The sequence below is a fragment of the Paenibacillus amylolyticus genome, from assembly GCF_047302515.1.
GTDB classification, from domain to species: Bacteria; Bacillota; Bacilli; order Paenibacillales; family Paenibacillaceae; genus Paenibacillus; species Paenibacillus amylolyticus_G.
In genome coordinates, this window is sequence record NZ_CP168019.1 from 5,790,774 (window position 1) to 5,816,619 (window position 25,846).

The window sequence follows — 25,846 nt, forward strand, 5'->3', positions numbered from 1 at the left end:
ATGGGTTACGCTTGGCGGCGTTCTACTCTCCCAGGACCCTGCGGTCCAAGTACCATTGACGCTGAAGGGCTTAACGGTCGTGTTCGGGATGGGAACGTGTGGAACCCCTTCGCTATCGCCACCAAACGTTTGAGAGTTTGAGCTCTCAAAACTGAGCAACGAGTGAGTGTTTTGCAGCTAAGCTGCATATTTGAATGTTTCCGTTGCAGGAAACGATTCTCCATAGAAAGGAGGTGATCCAGCCGCACCTTCCGATACGGCTACCTTGTTACGACTTCACCCCAATCATCTATCCCACCTTCGGCGGCTGGCTCCTTGCGGTTACCCCACCGACTTCGGGTGTTATAAACTCTCGTGGTGTGACGGGCGGTGTGTACAAGACCCGGGAACGTATTCACCGCGGCATGCTGATCCGCGATTACTAGCAATTCCGACTTCATGCAGGCGAGTTGCAGCCTGCAATCCGAACTGAGACCGGCTTTGTTGGGATTGGCTCCATCTCGCGATTTCGCAGCCCGTTGTACCGGCCATTGTAGTACGTGTGTAGCCCAGGTCATAAGGGGCATGATGATTTGACGTCATCCCCACCTTCCTCCGGTTTGTCACCGGCAGTCTATCTAGAGTGCCCATCCGAAATGCTGGCAACTAAATATAAGGGTTGCGCTCGTTGCGGGACTTAACCCAACATCTCACGACACGAGCTGACGACAACCATGCACCACCTGTCTCCTCTGTCCCGAAGGAAAGATACATCTCTGCATCGATCAGAGGGATGTCAAGACCTGGTAAGGTTCTTCGCGTTGCTTCGAATTAAACCACATACTCCACTGCTTGTGCGGGTCCCCGTCAATTCCTTTGAGTTTCAGTCTTGCGACCGTACTCCCCAGGCGGAGTGCTTAATGTGTTAACTTCGGCACCAAGGGTATCGAAACCCCTAACACCTAGCACTCATCGTTTACGGCGTGGACTACCAGGGTATCTAATCCTGTTTGCTCCCCACGCTTTCGCGCCTCAGCGTCAGTTACAGCCCAGAGAGTCGCCTTCGCCACTGGTGTTCCTCCACATATCTACGCATTTCACCGCTACACGTGGAATTCCACTCTCCTCTTCTGCACTCAAGTCACCCAGTTTCCAGTGCGATCCGGGGTTGAGCCCCGGGATTAAACACCAGACTTAAATGACCGCCTGCGCGCGCTTTACGCCCAATAATTCCGGACAACGCTTGCCCCCTACGTATTACCGCGGCTGCTGGCACGTAGTTAGCCGGGGCTTTCTTCTCAGGTACCGTCACCTTGAGAGCAGTTACTCTCCCAAGCGTTCTTCCCTGGCAACAGAGCTTTACGATCCGAAAACCTTCATCACTCACGCGGCATTGCTCCGTCAGGCTTTCGCCCATTGCGGAAGATTCCCTACTGCTGCCTCCCGTAGGAGTCTGGGCCGTGTCTCAGTCCCAGTGTGGCCGATCACCCTCTCAGGTCGGCTACGCATCGTCGCCTTGGTGAGCCGTTACCTCACCAACTAGCTAATGCGCCGCAGGCCCATCCCCAAGTGACAGATTGCTCCGTCTTTCCAGTTTCCTTCAGGCGAAGAAAACAATTATTCGGTATTAGCTACCGTTTCCGGTAGTTGTCCCAAACTTGAGGGCAGGTTGCCTACGTGTTACTCACCCGTCCGCCGCTAACCATCAGAGAAGCAAGCTTCTCTTCAAGTCCGCTCGACTTGCATGTATTAGGCATGCCGCCAGCGTTCGTCCTGAGCCAGGATCAAACTCTCCAATAAAGTATTGAAAAGAGCGATAAGCTCATTTTGAATCTGACGAGATTAGAAATCTCATTTGTGCTCCAGTCGATCCAAGCCAAGGCTTGTTTCAAACTTTCGCGTTTCATTCTGCAAGCAGAATGTTTACTCACTCGTTGTTCAGTTTTCAAAGATCAAACTCGTTTTTTCGTCACCATTTTCTCTCAGCGGCGACTTTTATAATATATCATACTTCGTTTGTTTTGGTCAAGTGTTTTTTTGAAATTCTTTTTCGAAGTTCGTAATGAACTCCTTCATTTCATCTAAAGCATCTAACCAAGCAAGCAAAGCAACGAGATATAATGTACCATATAAATATCCTGCGAGTCAACTATCCGAACAAAGAAATTTTCAACCCTAATAATAGCCCCACACCTGGCAATCCCAAAACAGTTACAGTCCCTATTGTTGCAGGGTTCAGCGGGATGTAGGTTCCTGTAATCCAGCCAGAATAATTCACGATATATATCCCTACTGCAGCCAGCACCAGATGAATTCCGAATGACGTGAAAAACGATAACCCTATCCGCTTTCTGAATAAAACAACGATAAGCCCCAGTAATGATATAACCAATACACTTCCCAGTATGATACTCTTCATATGTTACACCTCCGTGTTTAATGTAAACGTGACTCTACATACTAAGCCCTCGCTGTGATGTAACATCATCATTAGCTCTGGCCCGCTTTGCTCTTCTCAAGTGGATCTGGTACTTCCGCTCAGCTGCCTCCAATACATAAATGGCATAATCAATCTCATCCTGCCCCTGTGCATCTTCAAACTGTCTCATAGCCCGTTCCCATTCCTGCTTAGCCATCTGAATATCTGCATAGATCTGATCCGCCTCAAGTTCCTTCAACATTCTGTTGTGTTTCTCTACCGAGTTCCGTGTATTTCGCCACAAAAACATAAACTCTCCCCCTCCTGATCAGCACAGCATATTCTCATACATATCAAGGAAAGGACAAACTTAGAACTCAGGCATTCATTTTCTTCACAAAAAAAAGAGAGCCCTAAGGCTCTCTTTGCACATCGAAACTTATTTAGCATCCGAAGTTTCCAAGGAAGTCACTGCGTAATACAAATTGATCACACTAACGCATCTCCCTGCGCCCTTCCAACGCTTTGGAAAGGGTCACTTCATCCGCATACTCAAGATCGCCACCTACAGGCAATCCATGCGCAATCCGGGTCACACTGATCTCAAACGGACGCACCAACCGGGAGATATACATCGCTGTAGCCTCACCCTCAATGTTGGGGTTCGTTGCCAAGATGATCTCTTTTATACGTTCATCACTTAATCGAACCAAGAGTTCCTTCAAACGAATATCATCTGGGCCAATTCCCTCCATAGGTGAAATCGCGCCCTGTAACACATGATAGTACCCATCGAATTCCTTGGTGCGCTCCATGGCCACCAGATCTTTCGAATCCTGAACTACACAGATTACAGAGACATCCCTGGACTTATCCTGACAGATGCGACACGGGTCCGTATCAGTGATATTACAACATACAGAACAGTAATGAAGATTACGCTTCACACTTACGAGCGCTTTGGCAAAATCGATAACGTCATCTTCCTTCATTTTAAGCACATGAAAAGCTAAACGCGCTGCCGTCTTGGGACCCACACCCGGCAACCGGGTGAAAGCATCAATCAGCTTGGCTATTGGTTCGGGATAATACAATCGATTGTGTCTCCTTTGACAGGATCAATTTTTTAATTAAAATAATCCCGGAATATTCATGCCGCCTGTGAACTTGCCCATATCCTTGTTGGCAATCTCATCGGCTTTGGCCATTGCATCATTAACAGCTGTCATAACGAGATCTTGCAACATTTCAACATCTTCCGGATCTACCGCTTCAGGTTTGATCGTGATAGCAAGCAATTTCTTGTGTCCGTTAACTTCAGCCGTCACTACACCGCCACCAGAAGTACCTTGGACTGTTTTGTCCGCCAGTTCCTCTTGTGCTTTCAGCATTTGCTCCTGCATTTTCTTCACTTGTTTCATCATTTGGTTCATGTTGTTCATAATTGTTCATCTCCTTTGTTATGGTTATCGCGCTATGCGCATTATTCTTTGATCACTACAAGATCCTCACCAAAGAGCTGGATGGCTTCATCAATCCAAGGCTGTTTGTTGCCTGAACCACCGTCTTCATGCTCAGGTTCAAGCTTAAAGTCCTCCTTCGGCGCTTCAGAAGCTCCCTCCATTGCTCCGGTCCAATCTTTGAGCATCATCGTCACCAATCGTGCAGGACGCCCAAGTTGTTCGGACAACACCCGCTCAATGACTTCACGATTAGCCTGCTTTTCCGTTGTTTCACGGTGAATGTTGTTTTTAAAAGCAACCAACACATTGTCTTCAAGCAATGATACCGGCTCACCATCCACAAACCAGGCGTGAACGGTAACCCTCTCTTCCTTCACTCGTTGCAGGATCTGACTCCATTTTTTGCTGATCTCTGCGAACTCAGGGGCTCCCTTGCGTGCAACATACTGATCCAACTGTGCAGGAAGCTTCGCAGGCGAATTGCCTCTCGATACCGGCGCTCTTGTTGCCGGGCGAGATGGAGTACTCGATGAACCTTCTCCACCAGACAAACCACTTTTCAGTGCACGATCCAACTTCTTCTCCAACTCAGCAAGCTGCTGCTTCAAGCGGTTGATCTCTCCCCCATCAGCAGGTGCTGCATGAGCTGAAGATCCCACCTGAACAGAAGCCTCACCTTGAGCTGGAATACTACACAGTTTAAGCAATGCAACTTCAAATAATGTCTGTGGTTGTACTGCATATTTCATTTCACTCTGGTACCGATTAAGGGTGTCAATCATGTGGAACAGTTGTTCCTTGGTGAATGACTCCGCCATATCACGGAAAGACTCCGGATTAAGTACCCGGTCCGTCAGTTTATCTGCATCAGGTACCATCTTAATCATAAGCAAATCACGGAAATAATACAGTAAATTCTCCATGCACTTGTCTGCACTCTTTCCTTCATGCATGAAACCTTCAATCATCTGCAAAATATGACCAACATCACCTTTGAGCAGCGAAGCAGCTAGTTTAGCAAATTGCTCTGAAGCAATTCCACCCGTCATGTCCATAACCTGCTGGTACGTTACTCGTCCATCCGTAAATGAAGAGATCTGATCCAGCACACTAAGTGCATCCCTCATTCCACCGTCCGATAAACGGGCAATGTATTGTAGCGCATCCTGGTCAGCTTCCATGCCTTCCTGTTCACAGATCAGTGTAAGTCTTGCTGTCTGCTCTTCCAGGGATACCCGGCGAAAATCAAATCGCTGACAGCGCGATATAATGGTAGCCGGAAGGCGGTGCGGTTCCGTTGTTGCCAAAATAAACATCACATGTGGTGGTGGCTCTTCCAATGTTTTGAGCAAAGCATTGAATGCCTCCGTTGTCAGCATGTGCACTTCATCAATAATATAGACTTTCTGCCGGACTTCGGTTGGCGCATATTTAACCTTTTCCCGAAGATCACGGATTTCTTCAACGCCCCGATTGGATGCAGCATCAATCTCTTGCACATCCATCACAGCGCCAGTCGTAATTCTGCGGCAAGCTTCACACTCGTTACAAGGTTCAGGCGCAGGCCCACGTTCGCAGTTCACAGCTTTGGCCAAAATCTTGGCGGCACTTGTCTTTCCCGTTCCTCTGGGCCCGCTAAATAAGTAGGCATGGGAAGTCCGCTGTTCACGAATCGCGTTCTGCAAGGTCTGAATAATATGCTGTTGCCCCACCATATCTTGAAACGACTGGGGACGCCAAGCCCGGTATAACGCGATATGCTCCATGATGCGTTACCTTCCTTCCACTTCGCATTCGAGTCCTTTGTCGTTCCCCTATTATACTATATTCTAGGGTGAATCCAAACTTTATCTGACTCATTCATGCGTGGTTTATTAAGACATATCAAAAAGACCTCTGCATACATACAACTGCAAAGGTCTCTACATTTAAAAGGTAAGCCGTGCACCTGCTATCGATATTTGCGATCCAAGTGGCACCCCTGAACAATAGCTCGGGCTAGGCAACCCTCCGGCACAAGAGTGATCTCACTTATGGCTGCTTCCTTCCGGACCTGACCAGGTTCATGAGTACTCATTGCGGAGGACCCAACCGTCAACACCACGTTTAGGGACCAAACCTCACATCGGCAAAACCTCTAGCAGGAATTCAACCTCGCTATAGCGGATTGCGAGTTACAGGGCACCGCTACCTCCCCATCTAGCACGGTAAGAAATAGTATAACGTAAGGTTGTCCAAATTGCAACCAGAGGAACGTGAATGCGACTTTGCTTACATATAATATATAAAAACCCCTGCCAGATCAGCAGGGGTGTGTTGGATGCAATTAGCAGACAACTCCAAGAATTGTCCAATTAGATTCCGTATTTCTTTTTGAAACGATCAACACGGCCGCCAGCATCGATAAACTTCTGTTTACCTGTGAAGAACGGGTGGCACGCGGAGCAAATCTCTACACGAAGTCCGTCTTTAACCGAACCTGTCTCAAAAGTATTCCCGCAAGCGCAAGATACTTGACCAATCGTGTAATTAGGATGAATTGCTTCTTTCATTACCTTTCACCTCTTTCCGCCCTGAGCCTCAAGCGGACCCAGAGTAAATGGCACAACCTTGAGATTATAACACGACCTTGCGCCTGTTGCAATCCATTATTGTTAAGAGGTAATCAACCGTTTTGGACGTGCCATTCCAGCGGGTGGAACATGGGTATACGATCCAATCACAACACCAGGCAACTCATCTTCAAAAATCTCAATCATCTGCTTCATGCCCAAGATATCACCTTGAGCAGAAGGAATTAATTCCAGATAGCTCTCTGGATCAATATTGAGATTACGCATCTGAATCAAGCGTAGATCGGTTCTTCTTGCAAACTCAATCATCGCCTCAATCTCTTCTTCACGATCTGTTACACCTGGGAAGATCAGATAGTTAATGGACGTGTATACACCCTGCTGCGCTGCGTATTTCATCGACTTCTCAACATTGGCTAAGGTATAACCACGTGGTTTATAGTAGGCGTTATAATGGTCATCCAGTGCACTAATTGTACTTACGCGCATCAGATCCAATCCAGCATCTACAATACCTCTAATGTGATCATTCAGACCGGCATTGGTATTAATGTTGATATACCCCATGTCCGTTACGGAACGCACTTCGCGAATCGCTTCAATAATCAGCTTGGCCTGCGTGGAAGGCTCCCCTTCACAACCTTGTCCAAAACTAATGATGGACTCCGGCGTCTTCAGATGTTCCAGCATAACCTCCACAATCTCATCCACACGTGGTCGGAAGTTCATACGTGTCTGCGGGGAAACAAAGCCGCTATCATCCGGTTGCTCGGAGATACACCCGAAACAGCCCGCATTGCAAGAATAGGATACCGGCACTCCACCTTCCCAACGATTCAGGAACGTGTTTGATGAAGTTAGACATTCATATCCAAGCGCACAGTTGGATAGATGGGTGTAAAGACGATTCTCGGGGTATTGCTCCGTCAATCGTTTGACCCCGGAACGCACATCGTCACGATCACAGTTGAGTGGATTCCATTTTTCAGGACTATCCGACTTCGAAGCGGTGACATAGAAACCGCCATCTTTCCAGACTACTGCGGAATAACCGAACAAAGGCAACTTATACTCCTTATCCGTCTTCACGTATCCAGGGAGACACAAACGAGTGAATCCCTGTGGAAGCAAAGCACCTACAGCCTGTGTGTCCGTTGGCATTGGTAGCATCTCACCGGTATCCGGGTCCATACCAATGGGCCGGGTGCTCGGGAGTCCAACCAACGTTGCACCCTCTGGCAAAGGGATGAGTTCGTCTTCCATAATCTCAACGATCATATCTCCACTGCGGGCAAGCCCGTACAGGGAAGGATGATCAAATACATTACCTTTTTCATCTGCGTATACTAAATACATGATGTTCTCCTCACATCTAATGGGTTAAACCTAACGACGAGTGTATTGTAAAATTCACAGCAACGCTGTAAAAGTATGTTATTGGTCGAACGACACTTAAGTCGATGTACCTGACGTTGCTGTCTGTCTAGGTGAGCGACGGGTTGTTGTTGTACCCGAATTGCTTGTCGGGCTATTACCAGCCGAATCAAATGCCGCCAAAAACTCTGCATTTGTCTTACTGTTACGAAGTTTTTTCAGGAATCCTTCAACAAAGTCATGGGAATCATTCATGTTTTTACGAATTGCCCAGATTGTATCCAACTCTTCCTTGCTGAGCAACACTTCTTCACGACGTGTACCCGAACGACGAATGTCGATCGCTGGGAATATGCGGCGCTCTGCCAGACGACGGTCCAGATGGAGCTCCATGTTACCTGTACCCTTAAACTCTTCATAAATGACGTCATCCATACGTGATCCGGTATCAATTAATGCCGTTGCCAAGATGGTCAGGCTTCCGCCTTCTTCCACATTCCGGGCAGAACCGAAGAAACGTTTCGGTCGATGGAACGCAGCTGGATCAATACCACCACTAAGTGTACGACCGGATGGTGGAATAACCAGGTTATATGCACGGGCAAGACGCGTAATGCTATCCAGCAGGATAACAACATCCTTTTTGGCCTCAACCAGACGAAGCGCACGCTCAAGCACCAATTCCGCCACCTTAATATGATTCTCAGGCAGTTCATCAAATGTTGAAGCCACAACTTCCCCTTTTACCGAACGCGACATATCCGTTACTTCCTCTGGACGTTCATCAATCAACAGGACAAACAGTTCAATTTCAGGATTGTTAGTTGAGATGCTGTTGGCAATTTCTTTGAGGAGAAGCGTTTTACCCGCTTTGGGAGGTGCTACGATCAATCCGCGCTGTCCCAATCCTACCGGGGCGAGCACATCCATAATTCGTGTGGACAAATGGTTGGGGGATGTTTCGAGAACCAGTTTTTTCTGCGGATACAGTGGGGTTAGTGCCGGGAAGTGAAGTCGTTCTGCAGCCGCCGATGGATTCTCACCATTTACAGCGTTGACTTGCAACAAACCGAAGTATCTCTCGTTTTCCTTAGGCGTTCTACACTTACCTGATACGAGGTCACCTGTTCTTAGGTCAAACTTGCGAATCTGAGAAGCTGAGATGTAGATGTCTTCCGTACTTGGCAAGTAGTTGATAGGTCTTAAGAATCCGTAACCTTCAGGTAAAATCTCGAGTACACCTTGCATGAACATCAGGCCGCTCTGTTCAGCTTGTGCGCGTAGTATAGCAAAGATTAATTCTTTCTTTTTTAACGTACCATAGTAAGGTATCTGATATTTTTTGGCCAGCTTGTAGAGGTCCGTTAGTTTCATTTCTTCCAAATCGGAAATTTGTAGATCCATATAATAACCACCTATTCAATTAATAAGTCCGTGTGAAATGGATAGTTTCGCTAGATGTTCCGGCTATAGAGAGCGGCGTCTGCCACAATCCCTTCTGTCCATTGTACGGAATGTAACCGTTATAATGCAAATACTTGTCTTTGAGTGTAAGTTTCCGGGTGGGATGGCCAACATTCGGCAAGATCCGCTATTGAGTGAACGATGCATTGAGGCGATCAATCCGGATAGACCGGCTATGGAGCGCAGTTCAAACAAAACCGGGGGTTGGGGATGAGAAATGATGTTCTTACAGCCATATGAAGTTTATTTCAAAAAAAGACCCTCCGGTAAAGGAAACAGAAACATTTCGTCTTATGCCGGAGAGACTGAGAACTCTATTAAAACAGGTTTACCTAATCATCAAAAAGATATGCAGTTCAGTTAAAATAAACATGTGTAGGACTGAATCATGCATAATGCTTCCTATTAATCAGTTTCCCGCCATACATCTGCACCGAGCAGGCGCAGATTAGTCACCAGATGATCATAACCGCGGTCGATATATTCGACCCCCGTTACTTCAGTCACACCTTCACTGACGGTGAGACCTGCAATCACCAGCGCTGCTCCAGCGCGAAGATCGGATGCTTTTACTTTGGCCGCGTTTAATGCACTGCCTTCAATAATCGCTGACCGTCCTTCTACTCGAATCTTTGCACCCATCCGCACCAACTCAGGCACATGCTTGAATCGATTACTGTATACAAAGTCGCTCAGGACGCTCACACCGGTTGCCTGTGTCAAAACACTGGTCATTGGTGACTGTAGATCCGTTGGGAAACCAGGATATACAAGTGCCTTCACGTCCACATGGTTATAGCTTGGTTTACCAATGACACGTATACTTTCATCCAATTCCTCAATGCCAACACCCATTTCTAGCAGCTTTGCCGTTAAAGCTTCCAGATGTTTGGGAATCACATTGTCAATCAGAACATCTCCGCGCGTCGCCGCTGCAGCGATCATATACGTACCTGCTTGGATACGGTCCGGAATGATGGAATGACGGCAGCCTTTAAGCTCCGAGACCCCTTCAATACGGATCGTTTCGGTACCTGCACCCTTGATGCTGGCACCCATGGAATTCAGAAGTGTTGCTACATCTATAATCTCAGGCTCTTTAGCCGCGTTTTCGATAATTGTAGAGCCTTTGGCACGAGTAGCCGCCAGCATGATATTAATGGTTGCGCCGACACTGCTTACATCAAGATAGATTTTTGCTCCGCGCAGCTCTTTGGCATGCAAATGGATGGAGCCATGTTCGTTTGTTACGGTTGCGCCAAGCGCTTCAAACCCTTTGATATGTTGATCAATTGGACGAGGCTCAAAATTACAGCCCCCCGGTAAACCTATGGTCGCTTCTTTGAAACGCCCTAGCAATGCACCCATCATATAATACGAAGCACGAAGCTTCTTCACGGGACCATTCGGCATAGGAATGGATTTGATGTCAGAAGGGTCAATCTTCATCTGACTGCCTTCCCAAGTCACATGTGCTCCGAGTTCCTCCAAAATTTCTGCATAAACCGCCACGTCACTCAAAAGCGGCAGGTTGTCCAACACGACTTCTGACTCGGCAAGCAATGCTGCAGGAATAAGCGCAATGGCGCTGTTCTTGGCGCCGCTTATAGTTACAGTTCCCTGTAACGGACGTCCGCCACTAATCATCAATTTTTCCATAAAGCTTAATGTCCCCCTACGTGTTTTGCAGCCGATGAACGGCAATACGTGCTGTTGGCTTCCGATGTAGAAATAAGGTGTGAAAATGGAAAGACACCGGCTAGGCGGTGTTTTTCCATTTCACAGTATGGAACTGGTAAAGATAAATTACGCTTTGTTGTTAGAACCAAACTCGCGGATTTTACCTTTAACGGTTTCTTTAATTGCTTCACGGCCTGGTACGATGAATGTACGTGGATCGTAAGCGTCTGGTTTAGCTGCAAGCACTTCACGAACCACTCTTGCAAAAGCAATTTGGTTCTCTGTGTTTACGTTGATTTTGGACGTACCCAGGGAAATGGCTTTGTCGATGTCGTGTTTAGGAATACCTGTACCACCGTGCAATACGAGTGGAACTTGTACCGCGTCACGAACTTCTTCCATTTCTTTGAAGCCCAGGTTAGGCTCGCCATGGTAAGGACCGTGTACGGAACCAAGAGCTGGTGCCAATGTATCGATACCTGTTTCTTTAACGATACGGATACACTCGTTCAGGTCAGCGTACATGATACCGCCGATAACGTCGTCTTCTTGTCCGCCTACAGTACCTACTTCAGCTTCTACAGAAACGCCTTTAGCGTGTGCATATTCAACAACTTTTTTAGTCATTTCGATGTTCTCATCGATAGAGTGGTGGGAACCGTCGATCATTACGGATGTGAATCCAGCGTCGATCGCTTCTTTACACTTGTCGAAGCTTGAACCGTGGTCCAGGTGAATTGCAACTGGAACAGTGATTTTCATGTCGTGAATGAGTCCTTCTACCATTTTAACTACAGTGTAGAAGCCACCAATGTGACGTGCTGCGCCTTCGGATACACCCAAGATTACTGGGGATTTCTCTTCTTCAGCAGCACCAAGAATCGCTTGAGTCCACTCAAGGTTATTGATGTTGTATTGACCAACTGCATATTTTCCTTCAAGTGCTTTGTTCAACATGTCTGTCATAGATACTAATGGCATGGTTTCAATCCTCCTAGGGGTTTGGGTTGTGTCTATGGTTTTTAGCCGAAATCACATACGGGCTTATTATACCACATCCCATGTCAAATACTAAACAAGCATTTGCAAAAATGCTGTGCTTTGCAGCACAGTTTTCATAGACACCGCTTTATAACTTCCCCATTTCCAATATTCCCCGGATAAAGGAGTGAAATACCTCATTTTCCCACCAAGTACCTTCTATGTTCTCCACACGCAAAAAAATCCTGTATCAACAGGATTCAGCTGCATTTATTGGCGGTACCGTTGCGAAGTTGCATATTCACAGCCACTCGCATCTCGTCGATATCAAACGGTTTCGTAAAGTGCATGAGCGCTCCGAGATCCGTGGCTTCCTTAATCATGTCCAGTTCACCATAAGCGGTCATCATGATCACCTTGATACCCGGATCAATTTCTTTAATATGCTTCAGGATTTCCAGACCGTCCATCCCAGGAATCTTCATATCGAGCAATACCAGGTCAGGCTTGTCATTATTCACAATCTCCAGAGCAACCTTGCCGTTGGGTGCTTGAAACGTGTTATACCCCTCACTGCTGAACACTTCCATTAACAGGATTCGAATACCATTCTGGTCATCAACAATCAAAACTTTTTTATCTTCCACTCTGTAACCTCCTAGAATTAGGAAAGCATGTACATCTTCGAATCTGGATAACTATCCCATAGTCGTCATGATAAGTATTCTACCTCTTCCATTAAAATCCTGCTACCTTCACAAAATGACAAAAAGCATTTCCACCTACTCTTTACGCAAAAAAAGGGATGTTCAGGCAGCCGCTATGGTTGCCAGGAACATCCCCAATATCTATTACGTTAAACAATAAAACCATGTATTACTTCTGCGCATTCTCCAGAGAAGCTTTTACAAACTCACGGAACAATGGTTGCGGACGGTTCGGACGGGAAGTGAATTCCGGATGGAATTGTACCGCCAGGAACCATGGGTGTCCTGGAAGTTCCACAATCTCAACCAGACGTCCATCCGGGGATGTACCCGAGATAACCAGTCCTGCTTTTTCGATCGTTTCACGGTATTCATTGTTGAACTCATACCGGTGACGGTGTCTCTCATACACCAGCTCGTCATCATAACAAGCCATCGCCAAAGAACCTTCCTGAAGCTTACAAGGATACAGCCCCAGACGCATCGTGCCACCCAGATTCTCGATATCTTTTTGCTCAGGCAACAGATCGATCACAGGGAATTCCGTAGCCGGATTAATTTCGGAACTGTTCGCACCATTCAAACCAACGATGGAACGCGCATACTCAATAACGGAAACCTGCATACCCAGGCAAATACCGAAGAACGGAATTTGTTTCTCACGAGCATAACGGATTGCCGATACTTTACCTTCAATACCACGATCTCCGAATCCACCAGGAACAAGGATACCGCCAATACCATGTAACAGGTCGCCTACATTCTCATCCGTAATATCTTCAGAAGGAACCCAGCGAATTTTGACATCGGCATTGGATGCAAATCCTGCATGAGACAACGACTCAACAACACTCAGGTATGCATCATGCAACGCTACATATTTACCAACAATAGCGATCTCAACTGTATGCTCCAACTTGTTGATCCGGTCAACCAGCCCTTCCCACTCGCTCATATCCGGTGCAGGAGTAGTCAGTTTCAGGTGATTTACCACGATCTCATCCAAGCCTTCTTCACGCAGGTTCAAAGGTACTTGATACAACGTGTCTGCATCACGACATTCAACCACGGCATTCTCATCAATGTCGCAGAAGAGAGCGATCTTGGCTTTCATGTCTTTAGACAATTCATACTCCGTACGGCATACAATCACATTCGGTTGAATACCGATGCTGCGTAATTCCTTAACACTATGTTGTGTTGGTTTTGTTTTCACTTCACCAGCTGCTTTGATATAAGGAATAAGTGTTACGTGGATGTACATCACATTGTCGCGACCTACATCACTCTTGATCTGACGGATAGCTTCCAGGAAAGGCAAACTCTCAATGTCGCCCACTGTTCCACCAATTTCCGTAATAACCACATCCGAACCCGCTTCACGTCCAGCGCGGAATACACGCTCTTTGATCTCGTTCGTAATGTGTGGAATAACTTGTACCGTTCCGCCCAGATATTCCCCGCGCCGCTCTTTGCTGATGACGGAAGAGTATACTTTACCAGTCGTGACGTTGCTGTTTTTGGAGAGATTGATATCAATAAAACGTTCATAGTGGCCAAGGTCCAGATCCGTTTCCGCGCCATCATCCGTTACAAAAACCTCGCCGTGCTGATAAGGACTCATTGTTCCCGGGTCGATGTTAATATATGGATCAAATTTCTGGATCGTTACCTTAAGCCCTCTGTTTTTCAGCAATCTGCCCAGAGAAGCAGCCGTAATCCCTTTGCCCAGGGAGGACACAACTCCGCCCGTCACGAAAATATACTTTGTCACTGTTATTACCCTCCTAATATAAGTACAGAAATTCAGGCGATATATGGTGTTATCGTAACCTGTTTCCCAGGTAATCATCGTTAAAAAGAGCAATGGCAGAAATTCCCTGCATCTGCGAACTGCTCTTTCTGCGAAGACGGTTTAAATACACGTTGTTCTACAGCAAAAAATGGTGCAAATATTCCGATGGCCTTCATTCCATTTGGTGTTTTTGATATACAAAAACGGGCCACGAAATGTTGGCCGGGAGCATACGGAAAAAATCATTTTGCAAAATTATGCCTCTAAAAATACAAAAAAAAGTACTCCCGCAGGACGGGGCACCTTCTATAAAAAACATAAATATATTGTCGCTCATTCATAAGCCCATGCAATAGTTTACCCGTTACCCCGTCTGCTGTCAAGGCTGACTATTCCGGGGAAACGGGTAAATTATAGACGTCAAAAATGACTACCGATTATCAGAATCGTCGTCAAATTCATCCTCGTTTTCGGACTCTTCTTCGTCTTCTTCGAGGTCTTCATCTTCCAGATCGTCATCTTCAACCAGCACTTCTTCTTCGCTGTCTTCTTCGTCAAAGATGTCGTCTTCTTCTTCCTCTTCTTCGTCTTCTTCTTCGTCTTTATCCGTGCTGTCGAAGCCTTCATCGCTGCTATAGCTGTCTTCTTCTTCACCGAAGTCTTCATCTTCCAGATCATCGTCTTCATCGTTGATGATACGCGGACGCTTCGCACCCGTCATGGAATCTTCTGTTCCAGCTACCGGATACCAGCGCTTTAAGCCCCACAGACTTGTACCGACGCAAGCAAAACGGCCATCGATATTAATCTCGGTATATAGCTGGGCGATAAACTCGTTGATTTCTTCATCAGTCATTCCGCGCTGCTTCGCTACCTCATTCATTAAGTCACGATAGTAATACGGCGTATTAGCCGCTTTCAGCACCATAAAGGCAAGGTCCACCAAAGGGATCTCTTTTACCTTTTCTTTATCAATTTTCAAATTGAGCGAGGTACTCACTGCAGACACTTCCTCTCACACAAAATTCACTTTTTAACCCCTACGAACTGGACTGTTACGTATAACATATCCATTAACAAACCTAAGTAAAACCTATTTAGCGTTAAAAAGCAAGTTTTTATGTACGGATGTGACGCAAATGCGGAGAGCAGCAACAATATGTCCACATATTAAACGTGAAGTGACATCGAACCCACAAGAATATCCTCTTTGCCAAAGAGACAACTCCATAATAAAAAAGACGGAGTCCCCTCCGCCTTCTGACTGTATACCCTTGGAGGATTACTCCTCACCAGGTTCCCCGCAAGAGCCCTCTAGCTCTCCATCCATCATATGTCCCTGCGCCCGTTTTGACACGAAGAGAATGTGTTTTTGTAAAAAAAGGGCAAGTTCCCCATGCGGCGGGATGAGCGCATTCATAGAATACCTCAGCATGTTCATCCCGAAGGGGGCTGCCCATTATGGACTATACTGGTTTATTGCATCAATTGATTGACGGAATGCGACGCCCTGAACCAGAACAGGGTGGGCGATATTTGATCCGATTTGCCAAACCGCAGCAGTACGAGGCCTGTCTCGTAGAATTGTCCCGAATGCGGAATGAATTCACCGACCTTGGGGCTGTCCGTTCCTCGCGACTGGCTCGTTCCATTATTGCTCCAGTCCAACGCCCGGAGGACCTATACCGCTATGGGGATGAAATTACGATTGAAGCAGACGTACCCATCTCCCTCCATGCCACCGCACTCCACAGCAAACCGAGCAATGCTCAAGGGATACCCTGGGGAGTGAAGCAGATTCGGGCGCCCAAAGTATGGTCTGTGTCTACCGGACACCGGATTAAAATCGGTGTGATTGATACAGGTGCTGATTATCACCATCCTGATCTTCGTTATTCACTGGCACGTGGAATCAACCTGTTAAACCGCAGCCTGCTTCCTCATGATGATAACGGACACGGCACTCACATAGCAGGGACTATCGCTGCTGCCAACAGTACCGCAGGCATGATTGGTGTAGCTCCACGCTCCCTGATCTATCCGGTGAAAGCATTTGACCACAACGGATCGGCTTATGTATCCGATATTGTACTTGGCATCGACTGGTGTGTGCGCAACAAGGTCGATATCATCAATATGAGCTTTGGCATGAAAACACGCAGCAAGGCGCTTCTTGACGTTGTCAATCGTGCATACCATGCTGGAATCGTTATCGTTGCTTCGTCAGGAAATGACGGCAAACGCCGCAGTATTGATTACCCTGCACGGTATCCCCAGACCATATCTGTTGGGGCAACCGACAAAAACAGACGTATTGCGTCCTTCAGCAATCGTGGCGCATATGTGGATGTCTATGCACCCGGTGATAAAATCGTCTCCTCCTGGGTACAAGGCAAACATCACGAGATGAGCGGCACATCCATGGCGACGTCCCATGTGAGTGGCGCTATCGCCTTGCTGCTCTCCAAACATCCGGGATTATCCCCTAGTGAAATCAAGACACTCGTCAAACGTGCTACGATCCCGTTGCGCGCCCGCAAGACCACCACCGCAAAAAGCAAGGTGCGCGGTGGTGAGATTGATGCCCTGAAGCTAATGCAAGAGGGCGGGGAGTGAGCCAGCTCTACCAGCCGTCAGCATAACTTGACTGAGGCTCGTGGCGAAACGCAGTAGCCCGGCCCAGGCAGTACGCACTAGGGAGTATACGTAGCGGCTGAAACTCTAGGTTACGCCCACTGTGATGTCAGAGCAGGCTAGTATGCCTTGCATGGGTCAGGCATTTCGTTTTCTTCAACTCCGGGTACACAACAAAAAAAGTCTCCATGTACCACGTTGAAGGCACTCAACGTGGACATGGAGACTTTTTGCCTTAGGCAGAGCTGCGGCAGGCCGCGAGTCTGGAATTTACATTTTGTCAGGAGCGGTTACGCCTACCAGACGAAGCGCTGTTGCGATAACGGTACGTACAGCACCGATCAGTGCCAGACGTGCTTGAGTTTGCTGCGCGTCTTCCGTAATGACACGTTCTGCACGGTAGTAGCTGTGGAACAGGGATGCCAGTTCGTATACATAACGGATGATACGATGAGGTGCATATCCTGTTGCTGCTGCCGAGATTTCCTCAGGCAACTCTCCCATTTTGCGGAGAAGGTCATACTCGTGCTCTGTTGTCAGCTTGGACAGGTCAATCTGTGCCAGTGGCAGCAGTTCAATACCTTGTTCTTCAGCCTGACGGTATACGCTGCATACACGTGCATGCGCGTATTGTACGTAGAATACCGGATTCTCATTGGATGTCGAAATCGCAAGGTCCATGTCAAAGTCCAGATGGGAGTCCATGCTGCGCATTGTGAAGAAGTAACGGATGGCATCAATGCCGACTTCATCCATCAGATCTTCCATCGTTACAGCTTTACCTGTACGCTTGGACATCTTCACTTTTTCACCGTTTTGGAACAAGCTCACCATCTGTGCAATCAAGACCACCAGTTTCTCAGGGTCATTACCCAGTGCTTGCATCGCGGCTTTCATCCGTGGAATATATCCGTGGTGATCGGCACCCCAGATGTTGATCATCGTGTCGTATCCACGAGCATATTTGTCGCGGTGATAAGCAATATCTGGCGTCAGGTAAGTATACGTGCCATCGTTCTTGATCAATACACGTTCTTTGTCGTCACCGTACTGCATCGTTTTCAACCAAGTTGCTCCATCTTGCTCATAGATCTCATTACGGTCACGCAATTCATCAAGCACTCGCAGCACTTCTCCGTTGTCGTACAGGGAAGTTTCGCTGAACCAGATGTCAAAGTTAACACGGAAGCGATTCAAGTCACGTTTGATCTTGTCCAGTTCCTTCTCCAGACCAAAGTCACGGAAATAAGCCGCACGGTCACCCGGATGCATGGACAGCAATTCGTCACCCTTTTCAGCAACAAGCTGCTTGGCGAATCCTTTAATATCTTCACCGTGATAACCGTCTTCAGGCATCTCAGCATCCTGACCCAGCTCTTGCAGATAACGAGCTTCAATGGAACGAGCCAGATTAAACACCTGATTACCTGCATCATTAATGTAATACTCACGAGTTACATCATATCCTGCGTAGTCAAGGATGTTACATAGTGCATCACCTACAGCTGCTCCACGGGCATGACCCAGATGCAAACTGCCTGTCGGGTTGGCACTGACAAACTCCATCTCGACTTTGCGTCCTTCTCCGATGTTAATTCTTCCGTAATCATTACCCTGCTCCTGCACAAGCCCAAGTACTGGATAAAGGTAACTCTTGTCCAATTTGAAGTTAATGAATCCTGGACCAGCAATTTCAGCCTTCTCGATTCCTGCTTCAGCCAGATTCAGATTGGCAATGATCTCTTCAGCAATCTGACGCGGATTGCGCTTGGCAATCTTGGTCAGCTGCATGGCAGCATTGGTCGCCAAGTCCCCGTGTGTCTTCTCACGCGGCACTTCCAATGTGATGGCTGGCAATTCTTCCTGCGTAACAATTCCGGCAGCCACAATGGCGTTACCGATGGCCGTGCTTACCCGTTCGTTAATCGTATCTAGTGGATTACGTGTCATGAAATTGGTTCCTCCTGTATATGCAAACTAATCGCGAAATGTCCGGATTCTTCATCAAAGCGGTAAAAGTCGTAGCTCCACGCTGCGCGTGCGCTCAATCCCTGAATGGAAAGCTCCAGCTTCTGTGTATGCGTGGACAGGGCAAACGACATGTATGGTGATCGGTAGAAACCAGGAAGCTTCCGATTCAATTCAAAAGTCTGCTCCGATTCAACCTCACCATGACGTATAATCTTGATGGATTGTCCGCCCAGCTTCAATGTTGTACGGGTTGTACCTCCCTCAGGTCCAACCTGCGGTTCTTCATAACGAACATAAAGAACAGACCCTTTTAACACGGCTTCACCCTGCATTTCCTGCAGCACATCTTCACCTTCATAACGGCTGTGCAGCCGGATGTGTACCGGTCGCATGTTCGACATGAATGTTAACCTCCATTATATTCGAGGCGACGCAAAATCAGGCACGGCTGGTGAGAACAGCCCTTCCCGTATTGTTGTGTCGCTATACGCGCTCATATTCCCGGATAGCTCGCTATCCTACACTCTACTGTATAACTATATCCAGTTCCCTCGCTCAATTCAAATCCAAATTCAGAGTTTTTTCCTCATCAAGCCAAAAAAGAAGAGCCGCACCTGTAAAGTGCAACTCCCTTTTTGCTTCATTATAATAAGATTCGTTCATCCGATCAGGCCCATTGCGATTCATAAGGAAAAGGACATGTCGACTCACTCAGCTTCGCTCGCACCTGTACGAGACAACCACAATGCCGACAAGTTGTGCCATATTGCAATCCCGGACAAGCAAAGCAGATGGATAGCCGACGTTCATATTCCTCATCCTGTACCGTCTCACGCGAGCGTGAGGCAATCTCCACAAGTCTGGCCATTTTGGCATCGCTAATCTTCACATCGTACTGATCATTACAGCCCTTGCAAGGTTCCTGCCTTTTCATCATTAACCCTCGACAGCGATGACCCCAACCGATGCTGGAGGAAGAACAAAACGCAAAGTGTTATTCTCCAGTGTAAGTCCCTCCCACGCCGCAGGCTGAACATGATTCGGCTGTTCAAAGGTATTGAATGCACCAAAATCAGTATGGTGCAGAATCTGCCCGGTTACTTTTGCCGCTTGAGCTGCGTCCAGCTGACACACAACTTCCAACTCATCGGTATGACTCAGATTACAAGCTGTCACATGAATGACCCCATCCTTGTTGCGGGACGCTGACAAGCTGAGCTGCGGAATGGTTTCTTCTCCGAAGGTATACCCCGGGCTTTCATAATTCAAATCCAGTCGCTGTGCATCCATATGAACCTGATACATATCAAATACATGATACGTAGGGGTCAGGAGCATTTTGTCCCCTTCCGTGAGCACAAGCGATTGAAGCACATTGACGATCTGCGCAAGATTTGCCATGTGTACCCGTTTATTATGTTGGTTGAAAATATTCAGGTTAACACCTGCAAGCACAGCGTCCCGCATCGTATTCTGTTGATACAGGAACCCTGGATTGGTTCCCGGCTCAACGTTATACCACGTGCCCCACTCATCCACAATAATGCCGACTCTGCCCTCTGGATCATATTTGTCCATGATTTCAGAGTGTTTCACCAGCAGTTCATCCATATGGAGTGTCTTTTTCAAGGTGGTGAACCATTCAGCCTCACCAAATCCTGTAGCTGCGCCTTTATCGTTCCACTCTCCTGTAGGGATGGTGTAATAATGAAGACTGATTCCATCCATAAAGCGAGCAGCCTCTCGCATCAGGACTTCCATCCACTCATAGTTGCCTTCGTTGGGTCCACAAGCGATTTTATAAATCTCGTTCCCGGAATAGTTACGTACATATGTAGCATACCGGCGATATTCATCCGCATAATATTCAGGACGCATATTCCCGCCGCATCCCCAGTTCTCATTTCCCACGCCAAAATATTTCAGTTTCCACGGTTCTTCCCTACCGTTACTCTTACGCCAGTTCGCCATCGGAGATTCGCCGTCAAACGTGATGTATTCCACCCATTCCTGCATCTCTTGTACTGTACCGCTACCCAGGTTACCACTGATATATGGCTCCGTGCCGAGTAGCTCACATAATCTCAAGAATTCATGTGCCAAAGTGGTTGTTCTCTTCCACACCGCCCCAGTGTGTATTAATCATACGAGCACGCTCACTCTTCGGACCTACACCATCTTTCCAGTGATATTCATCGGCAAAACAACCGCCTGGCCAGCGAAGTACTGGAATATTAAGCTTCTGCAAAGCCGTCAATACATCATTTCGAATCCCATCCGTATTCGGAATAGGTGAATCTTCTCCTACCCACAGCCCCTCATAAATACAACGTCCCAAGTGTTCGGAAAAGTGACCATATATATTGCGATTTATTAATCCTTCATCTGAATCGGCCTTTAAAATAACATCAACCATAATTTCAACCTCCATATAATGTATTGTTATCGCTTACAATAACTTGTTTTGAAGTAGGTTTCAACCGTTTTTATTTCTACACAAACAAGCCTCTTCCTGTGTAATTGATTAGGAAGAGGCTTGTTTGTTATAGAAATTCATACAGAGACTTACCAAATTGATTTTTATACATTTCTAATTTGGATTTGCCCGTTTATTATTTCAGAATAACAGGCTACTTAATCCTGCTCTGAAGGCAACAACATTTTTTGTGTCCACGTCGTTCCACCATCCGTAGTCTGATAGATCGCAGGAGAGTTATCACTTGTGACTACGAGCCAACCCGTCTTGGCCGATGGGAACGAGATACGGGAACTGTACCCCGGATCTTTCAGGTCAATATTTTTCCACGTGGAACCTTTATCATAAGAACGTCCAATACCCACTTTGCCAGCTGCGGGTGAACCTGCAGACAGATACGCCGTCTGATTACCAATCAACGCCATGTTGCCGGGATGACCACCCGGGTTGGCTGGTCCATTCCCTTTGCCCGTACTGTTTTTACCTGGTGCAGGACCTCCCCCTGCTGTGGATTGCGCAAATACTTGGGTCCAGTTCTTGCCTTGATTACCGCTCGCATAGAGGGAGTACGATTGTTGGGACATGCCTGCATCACCATACAGAAGGGCCCATACTTGCTGGCCATGTGCATACAGATCCGCTCCGCTCCATGTGTCTGAGACAACTCGAAGAGAGGTTGTCCAGTTTTTGCCGCCATCACTCGTTTGCTTCAGATGATATCCCGATCCAGGTACAACCACGACGGCATACCCTTGTTTCTCTGTCGCAAAGGCAGCTGCACGCGTGTTGGCAGGTGTACTCATTTTACTCCAGGTTACCCCGCCATCCTTCGTCTGATATGCACCATTATAGGTGTAACCATAACCTACATCTTTATTGCGAAAATCGATTCGTTTGAATTGAATGCCCGGCGTATCGAGCCGCGTCCAGTGCGATCCCCCATCATGGGTACGGATCAGATAGGTTGCAGGTGAATCCTTCACTCGCGCCAGCGCATATCCGTTCACATTATTCGGAAAATCAAGCTGTGTGAATTGCCACTGCCCGATGTATATGGACTGCCACGTACATCCTGCATTCGAGGTACCAATCAGGAAGCCTTCACCTCCAGCTCGTCCAGTCGTATCATTAAGAAAATCAATGTCAGTAAATTGCAGGTGTTGCTCTTCCACACCGCTGCCCTTTTTTAATGTAGCAGATAGTCCATGATCTCCCTTTCCACATGCCTGTGAGGATGCAGCGTTAGCACCTGATAGCGTATGTACCGGACCCATCCCCCAAGCCAGCGTTAACGATAATGCGAGTGCACCAATCCGTTTCCATGTCATTGTACTCTTGGTTGTCATCGTAACACCTCCTTTTATGGTTTTACCCAAATATGATGTTTCTAACGTAACAATCTGATTAACCCCGATGACAATTTCGCAAGAAAAAAACCACCTTTACCCATGATTGGATCATGTAGGAAAGGGTGGTTCGTCACCAAACATTGTGTACTCTAAGTTAAATGGGATACGTCACCACAGCAAGGATAACAAAACTGATACTTAATAAAAGGCATAAACTAAAATATATTTTGTTGTATTTATATTCCCGAATACTATATGCAGCAAAAAGCATAGCCAGATCAGCCACCATCAACGTAAAATTGAGAAATATCGTCACTGCTAATACAAAATTGATGACAAACACTATAAAAACTGCAGTCAGCCACTTGGGATACATACTCAATTGAGTCCGAATCACACGCATTCACATTCACCTTTCCCTTCCTATATTTCCATATTATACACAAATATTAAGATAGAGTCATACCAAGGCACGATATCTGCGTAAGAGGAGAGTCCATACTAATACATGAAATAAATGGTAGAGACAAGGGAACGTACGTGCTATAATTAGTGTTATGGACTTTTGAATATCGGTGGATGTTTTCCAGACCACGGCGCAGCTTCCCGAAAGGGGGTGACGTCGATGGTCAAACTTGTGGCGTTGCTTGATGTAATCCGATGGATTGCTGCGATCCTCAGTATTGTACTGAGTGGACGAAAGCTATACCGTTGGTTGCGTAAAAAGTTTCGTAGCAAGCGAAAACCCACCTCATAAGGTCGGAAGCCTGACGGTGGGTTTCGCTTGAATAGCATTATTTAGTTCATGCGCGCCGTGGCAATCCACAGCCTTTCGGGTCCTAAGAGTCTTTACCGTTGGCAGCGGTAAAGGCTCTTTTTAGTATATGACCGAACCCGATCACCATATACTTCACGAATGTAATATATCAATTAATATACTACTGAATACTTATGTAGTCAGTATAGCACAGCTCTGTACAAAAGTTAACAATACAAAACGCCCTCCCCTGCGCAAAGTTGAACCCGCGCAGACAGAGAGCGTTATACTAATCGATTATTCTGTGATTATTTCACGAATCCAAGCAGCATTTCACGGATCAGCTTGGCAGCTACAATCTGTGTCTGTTGTGTTGGATCATAGATTGGTGCAACTTCAACCAAGTCACAACCAACTACATTTACGTCAGATCCTGCGATCATATGAATGGCTTCAAGCAGTTCCTTGGACGTAATGCCGCCCGCTTCTGCTGTACCTGTTCCTGGTGCTGCTGACGGATCAAGTACATCGATGTCGATGGTTACGTATACCGGACGATTGCCCATCTTCGGAAGAGCTTCCTTCATTGGAGCTGCCACTTCAAATGGATAGAAGTTGATGTTCTCGCGACCATACTGGAACTCCTCACGGGAGCCAGAACGGATACCGAACTGATAAATGTTTTTGCCACCCATCAACTCAGCTGCTTTACGCACTGGTGTGGAGTGGGACAATGGCTCGCCTTCATAGTTTTCACGAAGGTCAGCGTGTGCATCAATATGAATCAGGATAAGATCCGGGTATTTCTTGTACATCTGTTGGATGACTGGCCAAGTAACCAGATGCTCGCCACCGAGACCAACTGGGAATTTGTCGTCAGCCAGCAGACTGCCGATGTATTCATGAATTACTTCAAGGCTGCGTCCCGCGTTACCGAAAGGCAAGAGCAGGTCTCCAGCGTCAAAGTATGTCATGTCTACAATGCTTTTGTCGAGATATGGGCTGTACTCTTCAAGCCCAACCGACGCCTGACGGATATGAGATGGACCGAAACGGGAACCCGGACGGAAGCTGACGGTGTAATCCATCGGCATGCCATAGATAACCGCTTTGGAGTTCTCATAATCCTCAGAGCTGCAAATAAATACGTTTCCTGAATAAGCTTGATCGAGTTTCATTAATGATTTCCCCTTTTATTTCGTTAAATCTTCCACGAATTTAGGAAGTACAAATGCTGCTTTGTGCAGACGCGGAGAGTAATACTTGGTATCCATCTCCGGGATTTGAGTCTCATCCACTTCGAGCGGGTCATGTTTCTTGCTACCCATAGTGAATGTCCACAAACCACTTGGATAGGTTGGAATATTACAGCCGTACACATGTACGATCGGGAAGATTTCTTTGACGTCTTTGTTTACCTTCTGGATCAGATCCGCCTTGAACCAAGGGTTGTCCGTTTGGGCAACGAAGATTCCGTCTTCTTTCAATGCTTCGTAGATGCCTTGGTAGAACCCACGCTCAAACAATGGCGCAGCCGGACCTACAGGCTCCGTAGAGTCTACGATGATCACATCGTATTCATTTTTATGTTCAATAATATGCATGTAGCCGTCGTTTACGAGCACTTCAACATTAGGCTCGTCCAACTTGCCGGCGATTTCAGGCAAATATTTTTTAGAGTATTCAATAACTTTACCGTCAATTTCGACGAGAACTGCTTTTTCTACAGCAGCATGTTTAATGACTTCACGAATGACTCCGCCATCGCCGCCACCAACAACCAGAACTTTTTTCGGATTCGGGTGAGTGTTTAGCGCTGGGTGTGCCGCCATTTCGTGATATACGAATTCGTCTTTTACAGTCGTCATCACCATGCCATCAAGAAGCAACATGTTACCGAATTCTTCGGTTTCTACCATGGCCAAATCTTGAAAATCCGTTTTCTCTGTAACATAGGTCTGCTTAATCTTCGCGGTGATCCCGAATACCGGGGTCTGTTTCTCCGTAAACCACAATTCCATAATCTCTACCTTCTTTCCGTAAAGTTAATGATCAGCCATACCCGACCAAGTGCTGTGCACTATAATCGGTTCGCCCAAGCACGTCCAGCGTTCGGCGCCATATCGCGTTATCATTGCTGGCCTGCGGGAAAGGTCCGCGGTTCACTTCATTATATAGATTAAATTGACCAGAGCGTGCAGAGCGTCTGACTAATCAATGAATC

At 46.9% G+C, this 25,846-nt stretch carries 21 protein-coding genes, 2 rRNA genes, 1 other RNA gene and 1 pseudogene; 2 read left to right on the top strand and 23 right to left on the bottom strand.

Going from position 1 to position 25,846, the window contains the following annotated elements; genetic code table 11:
* Positions 1–9: 9 nt before the first annotated feature.
* The 16 genes from rrf to rpoE all read right to left on the bottom strand — a co-directional run bounded on the left by rrf (position 10) and on the right by rpoE (position 15,435).
* Positions 10–126, bottom strand: a 5S ribosomal RNA gene (gene rrf / locus ACDJ59_RS25365).
* Positions 127–226: 100 nt separating this feature from the next.
* A 16S ribosomal RNA gene (locus ACDJ59_RS25370) occupies positions 227–1,779 on the bottom strand.
* Between the two features lie 349 nt (positions 1,780–2,128).
* Positions 2,129–2,398 (bottom strand): pro-sigmaK processing inhibitor BofA family protein, encoded by a 270-nt coding sequence (locus ACDJ59_RS25375; protein WP_074092952.1) that lies wholly within the window; start codon positions 2,396–2,398, stop codon positions 2,129–2,131.
* Between the two features lie 34 nt (positions 2,399–2,432).
* Positions 2,433–2,660 (bottom strand): DUF2508 family protein, encoded by a 228-nt coding sequence (locus ACDJ59_RS25380; RefSeq protein WP_413409915.1) that lies wholly within the window; start codon positions 2,658–2,660, stop codon positions 2,433–2,435.
* Positions 2,661–2,892: 232 nt separating this feature from the next.
* Positions 2,893–3,492, bottom strand: a complete 600-nt coding sequence (gene recR, locus ACDJ59_RS25385) for a recombination mediator RecR (RefSeq protein ID WP_413406615.1) — start codon at positions 3,490–3,492, stop codon at positions 2,893–2,895.
* Between the two features lie 36 nt (positions 3,493–3,528).
* Positions 3,529–3,840: a YbaB/EbfC family nucleoid-associated protein gene (locus ACDJ59_RS25390; protein ID WP_036607248.1), complete on the bottom strand. Its 312-nt coding sequence runs from the start codon at positions 3,838–3,840 to the stop codon at positions 3,529–3,531.
* A 41-nt stretch (positions 3,841–3,881) separates the two neighbouring features.
* Positions 3,882–5,627, bottom strand: a complete 1,746-nt coding sequence (dnaX, locus tag ACDJ59_RS25395) for a DNA polymerase III subunit gamma/tau (protein WP_413406616.1) — start codon at positions 5,625–5,627, stop codon at positions 3,882–3,884.
* 174 nt (positions 5,628–5,801) lie between these two features.
* Positions 5,802–6,069, bottom strand: an RNA gene (ffs, locus tag ACDJ59_RS25400) — signal recognition particle sRNA large type.
* A gap of 146 nt (positions 6,070–6,215) precedes the next feature.
* Positions 6,216–6,413, bottom strand: coding sequence for a 50S ribosomal protein L31 (gene rpmE / locus ACDJ59_RS25405; protein WP_036607255.1), 198 nt, complete (start codon positions 6,411–6,413; stop codon positions 6,216–6,218).
* 102 nt (positions 6,414–6,515) lie between these two features.
* Positions 6,516–7,790, bottom strand: a complete 1,275-nt coding sequence (locus ACDJ59_RS25410) for a radical SAM protein (protein ID WP_413406617.1) — start codon at positions 7,788–7,790, stop codon at positions 6,516–6,518.
* Between the two features lie 96 nt (positions 7,791–7,886).
* On the bottom strand, positions 7,887–9,212 hold the full coding sequence (rho, locus tag ACDJ59_RS25415) for a transcription termination factor Rho (protein ID WP_036607258.1): 1,326 nt from the start codon (positions 9,210–9,212) through the stop codon (positions 7,887–7,889).
* 465 nt (positions 9,213–9,677) lie between these two features.
* The gene (locus ACDJ59_RS25420) at positions 9,678–10,931 is read right to left on the bottom strand and encodes a UDP-N-acetylglucosamine 1-carboxyvinyltransferase (protein ID WP_036607261.1); all 1,254 of its coding nucleotides are present in this window, start codon (positions 10,929–10,931) and stop codon (positions 9,678–9,680) included.
* 147 nt (positions 10,932–11,078) lie between these two features.
* Entirely contained in the window at positions 11,079–11,933 is an 855-nt protein-coding gene (gene fba, locus ACDJ59_RS25425) for a class II fructose-1,6-bisphosphate aldolase (RefSeq protein WP_036607263.1), read from the bottom strand.
* A 260-nt stretch (positions 11,934–12,193) separates the two neighbouring features.
* Positions 12,194–12,580: a response regulator gene (locus ACDJ59_RS25430; protein WP_017691292.1), complete on the bottom strand. Its 387-nt coding sequence runs from the start codon at positions 12,578–12,580 to the stop codon at positions 12,194–12,196.
* 229 nt (positions 12,581–12,809) lie between these two features.
* Positions 12,810–14,414 (bottom strand): CTP synthase, encoded by a 1,605-nt coding sequence (locus ACDJ59_RS25435; protein ID WP_076217010.1) that lies wholly within the window; start codon positions 14,412–14,414, stop codon positions 12,810–12,812.
* 451 nt (positions 14,415–14,865) lie between these two features.
* Entirely contained in the window at positions 14,866–15,435 is a 570-nt protein-coding gene (gene rpoE, locus ACDJ59_RS25440; protein ID WP_047841137.1) for a DNA-directed RNA polymerase subunit delta, read from the bottom strand.
* A gap of 461 nt (positions 15,436–15,896) precedes the next feature.
* Here rpoE and ACDJ59_RS25445 point away from each other — a divergent pair, with 461 nt between their 5' ends.
* Positions 15,897–17,051: a S8 family peptidase gene (locus ACDJ59_RS25445; protein ID WP_017691297.1), complete on the top strand. Its 1,155-nt coding sequence runs from the start codon at positions 15,897–15,899 to the stop codon at positions 17,049–17,051.
* Between the two features lie 288 nt (positions 17,052–17,339).
* Here the strand turns inward: ACDJ59_RS25445 and argS are convergent, their stop codons facing one another.
* The 5 genes and pseudogenes from argS to ACDJ59_RS25470 all read right to left on the bottom strand — a co-directional run bounded on the left by argS (position 17,340) and on the right by ACDJ59_RS25470 (position 22,862).
* Positions 17,340–19,019: an arginine--tRNA ligase gene (gene argS, locus ACDJ59_RS25450; protein ID WP_405171223.1), complete on the bottom strand. Its 1,680-nt coding sequence runs from the start codon at positions 19,017–19,019 to the stop codon at positions 17,340–17,342.
* Positions 19,016–19,441, bottom strand: a complete 426-nt coding sequence (locus ACDJ59_RS25455; RefSeq protein WP_017691299.1) for a DUF1934 domain-containing protein — start codon at positions 19,439–19,441, stop codon at positions 19,016–19,018. Before ACDJ59_RS25455 ends, argS begins: the two co-directional genes overlap by 4 nt.
* A gap of 266 nt (positions 19,442–19,707) precedes the next feature.
* Positions 19,708–19,977 (bottom strand): DUF6171 family protein, encoded by a 270-nt coding sequence (locus tag ACDJ59_RS25460; protein ID WP_413406618.1) that lies wholly within the window; start codon positions 19,975–19,977, stop codon positions 19,708–19,710.
* A pseudogene (locus tag ACDJ59_RS25465) lies at positions 19,977–21,456 on the bottom strand (alpha-N-arabinofuranosidase). Before ACDJ59_RS25465 ends, ACDJ59_RS25460 begins: the two are co-directional and overlap by 1 nt.
* A 218-nt stretch (positions 21,457–21,674) precedes the next feature.
* The gene (locus ACDJ59_RS25470; RefSeq protein ID WP_413406619.1) at positions 21,675–22,862 is read right to left on the bottom strand and encodes a WD40/YVTN/BNR-like repeat-containing protein; all 1,188 of its coding nucleotides are present in this window, start codon (positions 22,860–22,862) and stop codon (positions 21,675–21,677) included.
* 628 nt (positions 22,863–23,490) lie between these two features.
* On the opposite strand from ACDJ59_RS25470, the gene ACDJ59_RS25475 reads away from it, so the two are divergent.
* Positions 23,491–23,622 carry a hypothetical protein gene (locus ACDJ59_RS25475; protein ID WP_017691304.1) on the top strand — a complete coding sequence of 44 codons (132 nt, stop codon included), beginning with the start codon at positions 23,491–23,493 and terminating at the stop codon, positions 23,620–23,622.
* A gap of 308 nt (positions 23,623–23,930) precedes the next feature.
* Here the strand turns inward: ACDJ59_RS25475 and speB are convergent, their stop codons facing one another.
* Entirely contained in the window at positions 23,931–24,800 is an 870-nt protein-coding gene (gene speB / locus ACDJ59_RS25480; protein WP_036607280.1) for an agmatinase, read from the bottom strand.
* Between the two features lie 15 nt (positions 24,801–24,815).
* A complete protein-coding gene (gene speE, locus ACDJ59_RS25485; protein ID WP_017691306.1) occupies positions 24,816–25,643 on the bottom strand; it encodes a polyamine aminopropyltransferase in 828 nt (275 codons plus the stop codon).
* Positions 25,644–25,846: the final 203 nt, after the last annotated feature.

Bases quoted from the DNA above. Each gene is read 5' to 3' on its own strand.
- ACDJ59_RS25455 (WP_017691299.1), bottom strand. From the start codon at position 19,441: ATGTCGAACATGCGACCGGTACACATCCGGCTGCACAGCCGTTATGAA.
- dnaX (WP_413406616.1), bottom strand. From the start codon at position 5,627: ATGGAGCATATCGCGTTATACCGGGCTTGGCGTCCCCAGTCGTTTCAA.
- ACDJ59_RS25390 (WP_036607248.1), bottom strand. From the start codon at position 3,840: ATGAACAACATGAACCAAATGATGAAACAAGTGAAGAAAATGCAGGAG.
- ACDJ59_RS25420 (WP_036607261.1), bottom strand. From the start codon at position 10,931: ATGGAAAAATTGATGATTAGTGGCGGACGTCCGTTACAGGGAACTGTA.
- fba (WP_036607263.1), bottom strand. From the start codon at position 11,933: ATGCCATTAGTATCTATGACAGACATGTTGAACAAAGCACTTGAAGGA.
- ACDJ59_RS25445 (WP_017691297.1), top strand. From the start codon at position 15,897: ATGGACTATACTGGTTTATTGCATCAATTGATTGACGGAATGCGACGC.
- ACDJ59_RS25475 (WP_017691304.1), top strand. From the start codon at position 23,491: ATGGTCAAACTTGTGGCGTTGCTTGATGTAATCCGATGGATTGCTGCG.
- ACDJ59_RS25460 (WP_413406618.1), bottom strand. From the start codon at position 19,977: ATGATGAAAAGGCAGGAACCTTGCAAGGGCTGTAATGATCAGTACGAT.
- rpmE (WP_036607255.1), bottom strand. From the start codon at position 6,413: ATGAAAGAAGCAATTCATCCTAATTACACGATTGGTCAAGTATCTTGC.
- ACDJ59_RS25380 (WP_413409915.1), bottom strand. From the start codon at position 2,660: ATGTTGAAGGAACTTGAGGCGGATCAGATCTATGCAGATATTCAGATG.
- ACDJ59_RS25410 (WP_413406617.1), bottom strand. From the start codon at position 7,790: ATGTATTTAGTATACGCAGATGAAAAAGGTAATGTATTTGATCATCCT.
- speB (WP_036607280.1), bottom strand. From the start codon at position 24,800: ATGAAACTCGATCAAGCTTATTCAGGAAACGTATTTATTTGCAGCTCT.
- rho (WP_036607258.1), bottom strand. From the start codon at position 9,212: ATGGATCTACAAATTTCCGATTTGGAAGAAATGAAACTAACGGACCTC.
- speE (WP_017691306.1), bottom strand. From the start codon at position 25,643: ATGGAATTGTGGTTTACGGAGAAACAGACCCCGGTATTCGGGATCACC.
- ACDJ59_RS25375 (WP_074092952.1), bottom strand. From the start codon at position 2,398: ATGAAGAGTATCATACTGGGAAGTGTATTGGTTATATCATTACTGGGG.
- argS (WP_405171223.1), bottom strand. From the start codon at position 19,019: ATGACACGTAATCCACTAGATACGATTAACGAACGGGTAAGCACGGCC.
- ACDJ59_RS25470 (WP_413406619.1), bottom strand. From the start codon at position 22,862: ATGACAACCAAGAGTACAATGACATGGAAACGGATTGGTGCACTCGCA.